Genomic DNA, 14,094 nt, shown 5'->3' with positions numbered 1-14,094 from the left:
AGTTAAAAACTCTCAATTTCCAAAAAAATCCATGCATTAAATATTTTTTGAATTTGTCCTTCACTATCTTATCATCTTTTTATGAAAATGTCTTTTAATTTCACGTTTTTTTGATTGTTAAAAAAGAAACAATGAAAAATAATGGCTTCTTGTCCGGAATATCGCCACATTCGGACAAATTGTTATTACTACCGCTCCGCTCTGGGGGAATTGTTCCGGGCAGGCTCAGATCAAATGGATGAACAAGTCTAGGCAGCTTTCACATTTATGAAAACAGTATCCGGATATCAACTTTTAGCTTTCATTTGACGGCAACATTTCCATTTCCAAAAATAGCTTGCAGTGCTTCGAGCAGGTCGGGCGAAATGGCGACCCAGTTTTCAGCTGTTAAGCGCATCGTTTGTTTTGTGGCCTCATTGTAAAGGATAACGGGATGATCCCCCGTTTGTTTGTTCAGTATCCGATACATTTTCGCGAACAATTCAGGCGTGTTGTTTTCCGCCGTCAAACGTATGAAGACATTCTCCTTTTTTTGACCCATCATTTCCTGATAGGTTTCGGCATCCCAGATGTGCGTGACCAAAAAATTCGTTTTGTCGGCTTGTTTCGACCGCTCCATCTTGCCTTCAACGACAAGCAACTGGTTTGCCTTCAGCAGTTTCATGAACCGGATATAGTACTCGGGGAAAATCGTGACACTGATTTCGCCGGTACTGTCTGTCATGTTCGCGAATGCCATCGGGTCGCCCTTCTTTGTCTGGATTCTGCGGATGTCTTTGATCAATCCCATCGTGCGCATTTTTTTGTCGTAGGCAAGCTCGGTGACGTACACAACTGCACCGTTGTTGTATAATTTTCCGAATTGGTCGATTGGATGGCCTCTCAAAGAATGGCCCAGTGCCGCTTCCTCCAAATCCAGCAATTCCAACAAGGGAAGTTCTTCCGTTTCGACATATTTCGGTTCCAGTATTGAAAAGAGATCGACGTTGTTTCCGCTATAATCGATGCTGTTCAGCATACCCGGCAACGACTCCAACAGCGTCGCGCGCGAATGTCCGAAACTGTCGAACGCACCACTATAGATGAGTGGTGCGATGTTTTCGTTCTTCAGCCACTTCGGATGGATCCTTCTCAAAAATTGAACAAAATCCTTGTAGTGCCCATGGCCTTGACGTTCTTTGATGATTTCCTGGATAAAATCGCGTCTGAGGCCTTTGATCCCGCCCAAGCCAAATTGGATCGTTTGTTGCCGCAGCGCAAACTTCCAGTTGCTTGTGTTGATGTCCGGATAGGAAATGCTGATGTTGCGCCTTTTCAGTTCGATGAAATACTCCCTCATTTTATCCGAGTGCTGGTTAACGGAATTCAGCAACGCGGCGAAAAATGCTTCCGGAAAGTGTGCCTTCATGTAGGCAAGTTGGTAGGCTATGAAAGAATAGGCTACCGAATGCGAACGGTTGAAACCGTAATTTGCAAAGCGTTCGATGTAGTCATAGACTTGCTCGGCCGTCTGCTCGGTATAGCCTTGTTGCAACGAACCTTCAATAAAGTGTTTTCTTTCTTCATCGATGGCCGATTTTTGTTTTTTGCCTATCGCTCTTCTGAGGATATCTGCTTCCCCCAGACTGAAGCCCGCCATCCGAGAAGCCACCTGCATGACCTGTTCCTGGTAGACCATTACCCCGTACGTTACCTCAAGGATCGATTTCAGATCGGGATGGAGATAATCGATTTCGACCAACCCTTTTTTCCGCGAAATGAAGAGGTCAATCTGTTCCATTGGACCCGGTCGGTAAAGCGCGTTGACGGCGGCAATATCTTCGATTGATTCCGGACCGAGCTTGCGCAACACATTTTTTATACCAGGGGATTCAAACTGGAACACCCCATTCGTATCCGCTCTTCGGAATATATCGAGCGTCCTATCATCATCCATTGGTATTTCCCAAATGTTGATGCTCTCTTTGTGGGCATCGCTGGCCAACTGCACCGCATCGTTCAGTATCGTCAGATTTTTTAGCCCCAGGAAGTCCATTTTGAGCAGGCCGATTTCTTCGATGTTCCCCATCGTGTACTGCGTCAGATACAGATCGCTGTTTTTCTTCTGCAACGGTACAATGTCCCTTAACGGATTGTCGCTGATGACGACGCCCGCTGCATGAGTGGAAACATGCCGGGGAACGCCTTCGATTTTTTCAGCAGTCTCATACAAAAGACGATTCACATCGTTCGTACTGATCAGTTTCTGCAATTCTTTCGATTTCTGTTTTGCCTCCGCCAGACTGATGCCTAATTGATTCGGGATTGCATTCGACCAGGCTTGAGCCTCCGCAACCGTTAATCCGAATACTCTGGCGGTATCCCGCAAAGACATTTTGGCAGCCAACGTCCCAAATGTAGCTATCTGGGCGACATGGTCCGAACCGTATTTGTCTCTGACATAATGCAGAATGTCGTCCCTTCGGTTATCCGGAAAATCCAGATCAATATCCGGCAGGTTGTAGCGTTCTTTGTTCAAAAAACGCTCAAACAAAAGATTATATTTGATGGGATCGACATGGGTGATGCGTAGAACGTATGACACGAGTGAACCAGCGGCAGATCCCCGCCCGGCTCCCGGCATGATCTTCGCTTTTCGGGCATAAGCCATCACATCCCAAACGATAAGGAAGTAATCATCGAAGCCCATTTCGTGAATGACTTCCAATTCGTATGCCAAGCGTTTTTCATACGCTGCTTCAGGAGCGGTGACCCGCTGACGCAGACCCTCTTCGCAGAGCCTTCTGAGGTATGCCTGCGGTGTCGTCCCAGCAGGCAGTGGATAGCGCGGCAACAGCGACTGATGCAGCGGCAAATCTATTTCAATTTCGTCCGCAATTTTCTGGGTTGTTTCAGCCAGCTCCAACAAACCAGCTTCCCGAAACTTCCTTTCGATTTCTTCACAAGACGGCAGGTAATACGCGCCATCCAAAGCCTCCGATTGTAGATCTACTTTCTCATTCGCATCGATTGCTTTCAGGACACGGCAACTAAAATTATCGCTCGGTTCCAAGTATCTGACATCATGCATTGCTGTAGTCGGAATATTTGTTGCCTGCGATAAACTCTTCAATTGCGGAATGATCGGTTTCATTTTCTCGTGGAGCTGAACACCTAAATAAAAATTGCCGTGGGGGAAGATTTTTTTCCATGCCAAGCTGGCTGCTTTGGCGTTTTCCTGATCATTTCCGTTCAAAAAACTTTCGATTTCACCCTTTTCTCCGGGCGTGATCGCGATGATGCGGCTTGAATCATCCTCCAAAAGGGAAAGTAATTCCTTATCCGGAACATCCTGATTCCTGACCGTCGACAAAGCCATCAACTTTTTGTAGCCCTCAAAATTCTTTGCCAACAAGACCAAAGGAAAGGTGCGATCTTTACTGATGATTCCAGGCAAATCCAGTTGGATTCCCAGAATGGGTTGGATAGCATATTTTTTGCAAAGTTTGAAGAAGTCGACTTGACCATAAAGAACATTTTGGTCCGTCAATGCGATGGCCTGATAGCCTTTTGCCTTGGCGCTGCGCACCAAATTCTCTATTCGGCTAGTCGTCTGCAAAAGAGAATAGGCACTAATGACCTGCAAATGCACAAAAGACATGTCTGAGACCTCCTTTTTCTAATCAATACTATCATTATAGCGTACCCGTCCTAATCCAAGAAGCGAAAAAGTCGTCGGACAAGTAATGCTTGTCATCTCCAAAAAAAGTGATAAAATGAATTTCGAGAAGAGGTGTAAACGACATGAAATATATTGCAATCATTTTTTGGGGATTTATCTTAGGGCAAGTATCTGTTTATCTGGGCAGCGCCTTATCCGGCGGCAGCTATGACTTTATGATCGCGACCATGACGGGTATCTTTACCGCGCTGATCGTAGTTCTTGTTTCTGCGTTGATGCCGAAGACAGTCTCCCATAAATAACCGATAGTTCGCTTTAGACAAGGCAGAGCAAACGAAAAAACCTTCAGGGATAAATTTCCTGAAGGTTTTTTTGAATTGAAAATTATAAAATTGATTGCCAGCTTCACGGGTTAGCCCTTCGGAAAGAATAAAGGAACCCCTTGTCTCTGCGAGTCAAGGATACTATCCTCTATTTGATGAACATGGCATCACCGAAGCTGAAGAATCGGTACTTTTCTTTGACTGCGTGCTCGTAAGCAGCCAAGACGTTGTCTCTGCCCGCAAAAGCGCTGACCAACATGACCAAGGTCGATTTCGGCAGATGAAAATTGGTGATGATGCCTTGCACAACCTTAAATGAATAGCCGGGCGAAATGAAAATTTTGGTCCATCCGCTATCCGCTTTGATTTCCCCATCAAATTTCGTGCCGATTGTTTCCAGAGTCCGTACGGAAGTCGTGCCCACCGCAACTATTTTCCCTCCGTTGGAACGGACTTCATTCAGCGTTTGCGCTGCCTCATCCGTTAGCTGATAGAATTCCGAATGCATTTCGTGGCTGGCGATATCATCGACCGATACCGGACGGAAAGTACCCAAGCCCACATGCAACGTCAGATAGACGATTTTGACACCTTTATTGGCTACTTCCTCAAGCAGTTCGGCCGTGAAATGGAGCCCAGCTGTCGGTGCCGCTGCGGATCCGACTTCTTTTGCGTAAACTGTCTGATAGCGTTCCTGATCATCCAGTGTCTCCTTGATGTACGGGGGCAAAGGCATTTCACCCAGCGATTCCAGTATTTCTAAAAATACACCGTCATATTTGAAATTCAAAATGCGGCCACCATGATCCAACGATTGCGTCACTTCGGCCGTCAAGCGTCCATCCCCGAAAGAGATGACTGTCCCGACTTTGACCCGTTTACCTGGTTTGACGAGGGTCTCCCACTCATCCCCTTGGATATTGTTCAAAAGCAGGACTTCGATATGCCCGCCCGTGTCCGGCTTGACGCCATGCAGTCGCGCAGGGAGTACACGTGTATTGTTCAGTACCAGCGCGTCGCCTTCCTGAAGCTCTTCCACCATGTCGGTGAAATGCTTGTCCGTGATTTCTCCAGTCTTGGAGTTCAGGGCAAGAAGCCGGGATGATGAACGATCCAAAAGTGGTGTCTGGGCAATCAGTTCTTCCGGCAAATAAAAATCAAAATCACTTGTCCTCATTGATAAAATACCTCACTTATTTTTCTGTATCATACTTGATACCCAAATGGTCATATGCCATAGGGGTTGCTACCCTGCCGCGTGGGGTGCGCTGCAGGAAGCCGAGTTGGAGCAGGTAGGGTTCGTACATGTCCTCTATTGTTTCCATTTCTTCGCCGATGTTGGCGGCTATCGTCGAAAGACCTACGGGGCCGCCATTATAGAATCGGATCATCGTCATCAATATTTGCCGATCCAAGTCATCAAGCCCTTTGTTGTCCACGCTCAAAATGGACAAAGCTTTGTCGGCGATTTCCTTCGTGATCAGGCCATCGCGATAGACTTGGGCGAAATCGCGCACACGGCGGAGCAGCCTGTTGGCAACACGCGGGGTGCCTCTGGATCTCAAGGCGATTTCGACAGCGCCTGACTCATCAATTTCCGTGGACAAGACATCCGAAGACCGATGGACGATCTGTCGGAGATCTTCAAGGCTGTAATATTCCATCCGCGAAACGATCCCGAACCGGTCACGCAAGGGGGCCGACAGACTGCCGGCTTTGGTCGTGGCACCTACTAGCGTGAACGGCGGCAAGGTAAAGTGGACGGGGTGGGCTGTCGGTCCTTGCCCAATGATGATGTCCACATAATAATCCTCCATGGCAGAGTAGAGCACTTCTTCCACAATCCGCGGCAAACGATGGATTTCATCAATAAAGAGGACGTCCCCCGCTTCCAGTTCATTGAGCAATACCATCAGATCGCCTGGTCGCTCGATTGCGGGTCCGCTCGTGCTGTGAATGCGGACATCCAATTCGTTGGCGATGACCATCGCGAGTGTCGTTTTCCCCAATCCGGGCGGACCGTACAGCAACACATGATCCAAGGCTTCACTACGCGCTTTCGCGGCTTGGATATAAACTTTTAGTTCGTTCTTCACTTTGTCTTGCCCGATATATTGCGCCATCAATTGCGGACGCAATGTTTTTTCGATCAAATCTTCTGTTAGATCTTCCGTATTTCCGGAAACGATTCTGTTTTCAGCTGTCATCTATATCACCCTTTTAAAAGTAGCTTGAACGCCGTACGAAGCACTTCTTCGGCGCTGGAATAGTTTTCTTTTTCCAATAGCGGCAGGATTTTCTTCACTTCACGGTCTGAATATCCCAACCCGGCCAAAGCTTCCAAAGCTTCCGTCAACACAGCGGAATGCCCGCCAGCTGTTTCATGGACCGGATGTTCTTCCATCCAATACGTATCGGGCAGCAACTCGCCGAGTTTGCCTTTCAAATCCAAGATGATTTGCGAGGCTGTCTTTTTGCCTACTCCCGGGAATTTCACCAAATACCCCACATTATCCGTTTCAATCGCTTGGATCAGACCCAGATGATCATCGCTCGCCAATATCGACAAGCCACTCTTCGGTCCTATTCCGGAGACGCTGATCAGTTTCAAGTACAACTGCTTTTCCGTATAATCCTTGAAACCAAAAAGTGTGATTGCATCCTCGCGGACTGCCTGATAGATGTAAAACGTTATCTCTTGATTCAGGTTTCCGGAGAACCGGAAAGGATTCGCCACCTGCAATTGGTAGCCTATGCCACCGTTCTCCAGAACCACATAAAGCGGCCCCACATAGACTAATTTACCTTTTATGTATTCGTACATCATCTGACTCCTACTCTTCATTTCCTGATTGTCATTCATTTTCTATCATAACATAAAACGGAACGGAAATGACAGCCACTCGGCCATCTTATATGCGGGAACGTTCGTTTGGTCTGTATGCGCTAAAAAAAAGACCCAGGACCAGTAGCCATGGGACTTGTCTTTGCTGCCTATTCGAATAATTGTTTATATTCAGAGTACCCTTCTGCATCCAATTGATTATAAGGAACAAAGCGCATCGCTGCCGAATTGATGCAATAACGCAGTCCGCCCAACTCTGCTGGGCCGTCCTCAAAAACATGCCCCAGATGGGAGTCGCCTTGAGGGCTCCGGACTTCCGTACGTTTGCGCATCAGTTTACGGTCCTCCAGCTCCTTCAGAGTGGAAATCGGTTTTGCAAAAGAAGGCCAACCGCAGCCGGCATCATACTTGTCGGTAGAACTGAATAAAGGCTCTCCGCTCACGACATCCACATAGATGCCTTTTTCATAAAAATCATCATATTCGCCGGAAAAAGGTCTTTCCGTAGCTTCGTTCTGTGTTACTTCATATTGTAAAGGCGTCAAGCGCTTCAACTGTTCCTCTTTATTGTCCATCGTGATATCAGACCCCTCTCTTTTCATTGCTCCAGTATATCAAAAAATACAAAAAAGCAGAACAAAAAGGTCTTGTTCTGCTTTGCAGGTACTTCATCAGGTTTAGATCAGAATAGATTGCCCAGAATGCTTCCCAGAATGCCGCCCAATCCGCCCGTTGCAGCTGGCGTCGTCGTTCCGGATTGCTTAGGAAAGAGATCGGTGATGTCGAAATTTTTCGTGGCTGCTTCTTCAGCTTGTTTGGAGAAGATGTCGGTCTGTTTAGCCACACCGTCGGAATCTAATCCATCAGTATCCTTTTTGTCCGCCAACATGCCTAGAATCATCGGCGCCATGGAAGCCAAAACCTTAGAAACTTCGGATTTACTGATGCCTGTTTGGGCAGCAATCTGATCCACGACCTTATCTTTGTCCCCGAAAGCATGATCCAATATTTTATCACCATCATCCGTATCGGCTTTCTTGACTACATCCTCGATAGAGGATACGTCTTTAATCTGACCTTTGTGTTTTTCCAATGCATTTGATAAGGAATCTTTTCCATCTTTTGACTCTGCATTTTTACTTAATGCCCGAAGGATCAAGGGAATTGCTACGACAGCCAATTTCGGCAAAATGCTTGCATCAACGCCCGTTTTGCTTCCCAGAGCCTGGATCGAACTTTTTTTGTTCAGTTCCCCCATCATTTCGGAGATATCATTGATTTGCACCATTTTTTTCCACTCCTATCTCTTATTTAACTATCCTGATTTTACAATAATTAAGCAGAAATAAGAAATGATACGTTTTCAGTGCGGGTCCTGGATCCGTTTGAACATCTTCTCCATATCCTGATTGGAGAATTGAATCAGCACTGGCCGGCCGTGCGGACAATTGTATGGGTTATCCGTTTTTGCAAGATCAATCAATAATTGTCGTGCTTCATTGTCACTGATAAAATGATTCGCCTTGATCGAGCGCTTGCAGCTCATCATGATGGCAGTGGCTTCGCGAAGTTTCTTGATGGAGATATCTCCTTCATTCAAAAACATCTCCACCAGTTCCTTCAAAATTTCTTCCTCCTCACCCGGCGTAAACCAGGCAGGATGTTTTTCGACGATGAAACTGTTTTGGCCGAACGGTTCCAAGAACAGTCCCATTTCTTCCAACACTTCGCGGCTTCCCTGGATCAACTGAAATTCATTCGCAGGATAATCCAGCATGATCGGTATCAACAAACCTTGGAGATCGTTAGAAACCTTGCCTATCTCCTCGCGGTAATATTCATATTTGATGCGTTCTTGGGCAGCGTGCTGATCGATGATGTAGAGGCCATTTTCGTTCTGCGCGAACAGGTAAGTGCCGTGCATCTGTCCAAAAAAGTGCAAATCCGGGAACGGCCGCTTGCTCACCGGTCCCTTTTCTGCCTCAGCTGCGACTTTCTGAACGGTTTTCATGATTGGTTCTTCATGGGCAGCCGGATTTTTTGGTTCTGAAAATAGATAAGGTATGCTTGGTTCATTGCGGTCCTGTTTTGGCTGGCCACTGAACGGAACAACGTAAACTTCTTGTTCTTCACTTGGAAGGTGAAGGTCTTCACGAGGTTCAGTCTCCGTGGAATCTGTAAAGGGCTTTGTGTGTTCGTCGTTTTCATTGTGGGTCGGCAGACTGTCCCATGATGTCTCCAAAGATCGAAAATCCTCATTTTCACTTGTCGCCGGCAGCTTCGTTTCTGTTTCTTGCACAAGCTCTTGATCGAATGACCGGAAAGAGACGCTCAATTGCTCGATCTGGATCGGTTCAGCCGAACTTTGGCGTTTGAATTTCAGATTTTCGATGCCACTAGGGATGCGTTCTTCCGTCCGCAAAACAGCAGCGATTGCGTTTTGGATCAATTCCCCGAGCTCTTTTTCTTTGCTGATCCTGACTTCTTTTTTGAAGGGTGGACGTTCACATCCAACAGCAAGGAATCCGCATCCATCACAATGACAGCGAGCGGATACCTTCCGACCATAAGCTTGGAGCCATAGCCATCGATGATTGCTTTATTCAAAGCGTAATTTTTGATGAAACGCCCGTTCAGTATCAAGGTGATATAGTTGCGGCTAGCCCGCGTCGTGTCCGGCAAGCTGATGTAGCCCTTCACTTTGAAGTCCAGATTTTCGCCCTCAATCAGTTTCATCTTCTTGGCCGTCATCGTCCCATAGACACCCGCGATAGTCTGGCGCAGATCGCCATTTCCTGCCGTATGCAGGAGTTGGTTCCCCTCATGATGCAAACGGAAAGCGATCTCAGGATGACTCAAGGCGATCCGGTTCATGATGTCTGTAATGTTCGACAGCTCAGCCTGGAGGGAACGGATGTATTTCAGACGGGCTGGTGTGTTGTAGAACAGGTCTTCGACGATGATTGTGGTCCCTTTTCTCGATTTATTGGGCCTTTCCTCTCCGCTGACGCCACCTTTTATGGACAAGTAGGTGCCGCTTTGATCGGCGACAGCCGTTTCGATCGAAACTTTGGCAACAGAAGCGATACTGGGCAATGCTTCACCCCGAAATCCCAGCGAGTGGATGCGGAAAAGGTCCTCCTGCGTATAGATTTTGCTGGTCGCGTGCCGCGTAAAAGCAAGTTTCACCTCGTCCGCTGCGATGCCGTCGCCATTGTCGGTTACCTGCACCTTTTTTAATCCCGCCTCTTCGATGAAAACATCAATCTGCGTACTGTTCGCATCGATCGCATTCTCCACCAATTCCTTAACGACCGATGCTGGGCGTTCAATCACTTCCCCGGCAGCAATCTGGTTTGTCAATATTTGGGAAAGCTCCCTGATTTTGGCCATCGTTCTCACCTACTTTTTTGCGATTTCAGCAACTTTTTCCAACTGTCTATCATCAGCATGGCTTGCATCGGTGTGCACTCCTCCAGAGCCAAGTCCGACAATTCCTCGAGAATGTGCTTCTCGTTCGGATGCATTGCATTCTCCTGGAACAACGCCAACTGTTCGATCGTATCATCTTGAGCAGACACGTCCGATCCTGAATGCAGCACGTGCTGTTCATTCAATGAATTAAGGATGACCTGCGCCTCTGAAATCAACTCATTCGGCATACCGGCCAGCTTGGCTACATGTAGGCCATAACTTTTGTCTGCTGGTCCCTGCATCAGTTTATGCAGAAACACCAATTCCCCGTCTTTTTCGATTGCCCCGACATGAACATTCTTTGTCCCCGCCAAATCGGCTTCGAGTTGGGTCAATTCATGGTAATGCGTCGAAAACAGCGTTTTGCCTTTGATTGTGCGATCGATGTAACGCAGAATCGCTTCCGCCAATGCCATGCCGTCATACGTTGCCGTCCCCCTGCCGATTTCGTCGAATAAGATCAGACTCTTATCGGTCGCGAATCGCAACGCTTGATTCGTTTCGACCATTTCGACCATGAATGTGCTCTGCCCAGAATAGAGGTCATCCGCCGCACCTATGCGGGTGAATATTTGGTCAAAGATAGGCAAATGGGCCTTTTCGGCCGGCACAAAACAACCCATTTGGGCCAGGATGACAATCAACGCCACTTGACGCATGTAGGTGCTCTTACCCGACATATTTGGCCCGGTAATCAGCAAGATATGGTTGTCCTTGTCCATGGAAATACTGTTGGGCACAAATTTATCTTTGCCGATGACGCGTTCCACAACCGGATGGCGCCCTTCTTTGATAGACAGATTGCGGTCGCTGTTGCTCAATTCCGGTTTGGAAAAATGATAGGCTTCACTGACATGGGCGAACGATTGAAGTACATCGATTTCCGCCACCAGTTTGGCCAGTGCCTGCAACTGTCGGCTGTATCCTTTTATCTCTTCTCGCAATGCTACGAACAGCTCATGCTCCAATTCGACAGACTTTTCCTCGGCCTCCAAAATAAGCGTCTCTTTCTCCTTCAATGCAGGCGTGACGAAACGTTCCGCATTGGCGAGCGTCTGTTTGCGCTCATACGTGCCTTCAGGCAGCGCCGCAAGGTTCGCTTTCGTCACTTCTATGTAATAGCCAAAAATGCGGTTGTAGCCGATTTTCAGCGTTTTTATGCCGGTTCTTTCTCTTTCCTCTTTTTGCAGCATCGCTATCCAAAGTTTTCCGTTGTTCATCGCATCGCGGTAGCGATCCAATTGTTCATGGTAGCCATCGCGGATAATGTTGCCTTCCGTGATCTGGATAGGCGGATTATCCGTGATCGCTCGCTCGATCAGTTCGATGACATCGGGGTAAGCTTCCAATTTGTCGATGACAGCCTGCCAAACATCCGGTTCATCGATTGCGGCGATAGCTTGGACCAATCCTGGAATCTGCTGAAGAGATGTTTTCAGCTGGATCAGATCGCGACCGTTGACATTGCCTAGTGACACTCGGGCGACCAAACGTTCCAGATCATACACCGATGTCAAGGCATCATTGATGTCCATTCGTTCAAAGTAGTGATTGACTAGCGACTCTACTTTCCGTTGTCTTTCGAGTATGTCGCTCAGGTTGATCAACGGCTTTTCGAGCCATTGTTTCAGCATGCGCCCGCCCATAGCCGTTTTGGTTTCATCAAGCGTCCACAACAGGCTGCCTTTCTTCTGCTGCGTCCGGATAGATGCAGCCAGCTCGAGGTTGCGCCGCGCATAGGTATCCATCTTCAGGAAAGCATCGGTTTGATAGGCGACGGCTTTCTGGAGATGGGAGAGGCTACGCTTTTGGGTATCCGAAAGATAGCTCAACAACAGGACAAGTACATCCTTTTCAGACTGTTGCGGCAATTCCGCAACCAAATCGTGGAAGTCTGTCTCCGAAATCAACTTTGCCTGAATGGAAACCAGGATACCAAAATGTTTTTCCAACTTTTCCGTCAGCCCATCAGCTGTTTTTGTATCCAAGACGATCTCTTTGAACGGCAATGTCTGGAGTTCATTGAATACGGCATCTTCGTTACTCAGGAGGGTGACTTTCAGTTCCCCCGTTCCGATATCGACATATCCCAGCGCGTACCCCGCGGCTTCGATTTGAATGACACTTGCCAAGTAATTATTTGTCTTGCTCTCGCTACCGTTCTCATTCAAAAATGTACCTGGGGTAATAACCCGGACGACTTCCCGCCGCACCATGCCTTTTGTCAGCTTGGCATCCTCCATCTGTTCGCAAACGGCGACCTTGTGCCCCATTTCCACGAGTCTTCTGATATATTCCGCCGCTGCGTGATACGGGACCCCACACATGGGAATCGGTTCGTCGGCATTTTTATTGCGGCTCGTCAGCGTAATTTCCAGTAATTTTGCAGCCTTCATAGCATCATCATGGAACAATTCATAGAAATCGCCCAAGCGATAAAACAAAAACGCATCCGGATACTGCTCTTTTATGGATAGGTACTGCTCCATCATGGGCGTGTTTTTAGTCTTCTGTGGCATTTTTTCACCTCAATTAATATATCTCTTCAATCATCATGGTTCATCTTTTTCGATAGCGTCATCGACGCCGCGTTGGATGATACTTATGACATTTTCCAATAGTTCATTGGCATCCCATAAAGCTTCCCTGTATTGTTGGACCGCTATGTTGTCCTTCAATTGCTTATTCAGCTCCACTAATTCAGCGGCTGTTTTTTCTGCTGCTGCCGGCTTAGCATAATGTTCAAAAGCCGCAACTTCTTTTTGCTTGCTTTTGATGGTTTCGACCAATTGCTCCAACACCCGATTGTCTTTTGTATTTTCTTCGGCCTCTTGATAGCGGACGATCACTTCATTTTTTTCAGTATTTCAATCAGTCTATTCAATTCTGCTTCTGCCGGGCCTTCGATAGGCAGTTCTTGGCTCAATAGAATTCCCCTCCAAATGGGCGATCTTCATTTATTACGATGTTCTCGATTTTTACGCACTTGCCGGTTTGATCATTGATTTCAATATAGCAACCGGAAAGTAATTTTCTCCCTTTTTCGGGCACTTCATGCCGAATCGGCATTTGCGTCAGAAACTTCTGAATGATGATTTCTTTTTCGACGCCTAAGATACTGTCGTAAGCCCCGGTCATTCCTGCATCCGTCAGATAGCCTGTCCCTTCCGGCAAAATACGCGCATCATTTGTCTGTACATGAGTATGTGTACCGACCATAGCAGAAACACGCCCATCCAAATACCAGCCCATTGCTTGTTTTTCGCTGGTCGTTTCGGCGTGGAAATCGACAAAGATGCAATTCGTTTCTTTCCGGACCTGCTCCAGGATTTCATCCGCTTTGCGGAAAGGGTCATCCAGACTGTTCATGAAGACTCGTCCGTGCAGGTTCACCACAGCCAACTTCAGTTGATTCACTTTTATGATTGTAAACCCTATGCCGGGAGTGCCTTCTGGAAAATTAGCCGGACGGATCATCTTGTTGGCTGTTCCGATGAATTCGAATATGTCACGGTTATCCCACGTATGGTTCCCCATGGTGATAACGTCCACACCAGTCTGCAAAAATTCTTTGTAAATTTTTTCCGTTATGCCTCTTCCGCCAGCCGCATTTTCTCCGTTCACAATGGTCACTTGCGGACGGTAATGTTTCTTCAGTTGTGGGAGTGTATCCTGCAGCATCTGTCTGCCGATTGAACCTACGACATCCCCAATAAATAATACTTTCATCTTCAGCCTCTTCTCTAAATTCTAGTCTTTTTATAGTAACATATTTTGTCTGTTTAGATAAG

At 47.2% G+C, this 14,094-nt stretch carries 10 protein-coding genes and 1 pseudogene; 1 reads left to right on the top strand and 10 read right to left on the bottom strand.

Annotated features, from left to right (window positions below):
- Positions 1 to 301: 301 nt before the first annotated feature.
- Positions 302 to 3,640 carry a DNA polymerase III subunit alpha gene (gene dnaE / locus BLV66_RS01750; RefSeq protein WP_086985170.1) on the bottom strand — a complete coding sequence of 1,113 codons (3,339 nt, stop codon included), beginning with the start codon at positions 3,638 to 3,640 and terminating at the stop codon, positions 302 to 304.
- Positions 3,641 to 3,783: 143 nt separating this feature from the next.
- On the opposite strand from dnaE, the gene BLV66_RS01745 reads away from it, so the two are divergent.
- Positions 3,784 to 3,963 carry a YjzD family protein gene (locus tag BLV66_RS01745; RefSeq protein WP_086985172.1) on the top strand — a complete coding sequence of 60 codons (180 nt, stop codon included), beginning with the start codon at positions 3,784 to 3,786 and terminating at the stop codon, positions 3,961 to 3,963.
- A 169-nt stretch (positions 3,964 to 4,132) separates the two neighbouring features.
- Here the strand turns inward: BLV66_RS01745 and queA are convergent, their stop codons facing one another.
- The 9 genes and pseudogenes from queA to BLV66_RS01700 form a co-directional block, all read right to left on the bottom strand.
- Positions 4,133 to 5,161 (bottom strand): tRNA preQ1(34) S-adenosylmethionine ribosyltransferase-isomerase QueA, encoded by a 1,029-nt coding sequence (gene queA, locus BLV66_RS01740; protein ID WP_086985174.1) that lies wholly within the window; start codon positions 5,159 to 5,161, stop codon positions 4,133 to 4,135.
- A gap of 16 nt (positions 5,162 to 5,177) precedes the next feature.
- Complete coding sequence (gene ruvB, locus BLV66_RS01735) at positions 5,178 to 6,191, bottom strand: Holliday junction branch migration DNA helicase RuvB (RefSeq protein ID WP_086985176.1); 1,014 nt, start codon at positions 6,189 to 6,191, stop codon at positions 5,178 to 5,180.
- A gap of 5 nt (positions 6,192 to 6,196) precedes the next feature.
- Entirely contained in the window at positions 6,197 to 6,808 is a 612-nt protein-coding gene (gene ruvA, locus BLV66_RS01730) for a Holliday junction branch migration protein RuvA (RefSeq protein WP_086985178.1), read from the bottom strand.
- A gap of 170 nt (positions 6,809 to 6,978) precedes the next feature.
- On the bottom strand, positions 6,979 to 7,404 hold the full coding sequence (gene msrB / locus BLV66_RS01725) for a peptide-methionine (R)-S-oxide reductase MsrB (RefSeq protein ID WP_086985180.1): 426 nt from the start codon (positions 7,402 to 7,404) through the stop codon (positions 6,979 to 6,981).
- A gap of 107 nt (positions 7,405 to 7,511) precedes the next feature.
- Positions 7,512 to 8,117 carry a DUF937 domain-containing protein gene (locus BLV66_RS01720; RefSeq protein WP_086985182.1) on the bottom strand — a complete coding sequence of 202 codons (606 nt, stop codon included), beginning with the start codon at positions 8,115 to 8,117 and terminating at the stop codon, positions 7,512 to 7,514.
- Between the two features lie 75 nt (positions 8,118 to 8,192).
- A pseudogene (gene mutL, locus BLV66_RS01715) lies at positions 8,193 to 10,222 on the bottom strand (DNA mismatch repair endonuclease MutL).
- A 5-nt stretch (positions 10,223 to 10,227) separates the two neighbouring features.
- Entirely contained in the window at positions 10,228 to 12,822 is a 2,595-nt protein-coding gene (mutS, locus tag BLV66_RS01710; RefSeq protein ID WP_086985184.1) for a DNA mismatch repair protein MutS, read from the bottom strand.
- 33 nt (positions 12,823 to 12,855) lie between these two features.
- Positions 12,856 to 13,152 carry a YlbF family regulator gene (locus BLV66_RS01705; protein ID WP_086985186.1) on the bottom strand — a complete coding sequence of 99 codons (297 nt, stop codon included), beginning with the start codon at positions 13,150 to 13,152 and terminating at the stop codon, positions 12,856 to 12,858.
- A 73-nt stretch (positions 13,153 to 13,225) separates the two neighbouring features.
- A complete protein-coding gene (locus BLV66_RS01700) occupies positions 13,226 to 14,032 on the bottom strand; it encodes a TIGR00282 family metallophosphoesterase (RefSeq protein WP_086985188.1) in 807 nt (268 codons plus the stop codon).
- Between the last annotated feature and the right edge of the window lie 62 nt (positions 14,033 to 14,094).

This window comes from Trichococcus collinsii (genome assembly GCF_900107505.1).
Taxonomy (GTDB): domain Bacteria; phylum Bacillota; class Bacilli; order Lactobacillales; family Aerococcaceae; genus Trichococcus; species Trichococcus collinsii.
Note: the sequence above shows the minus strand (reverse complement) of the source record. Positions and strands in the feature narration are given on the sequence as shown.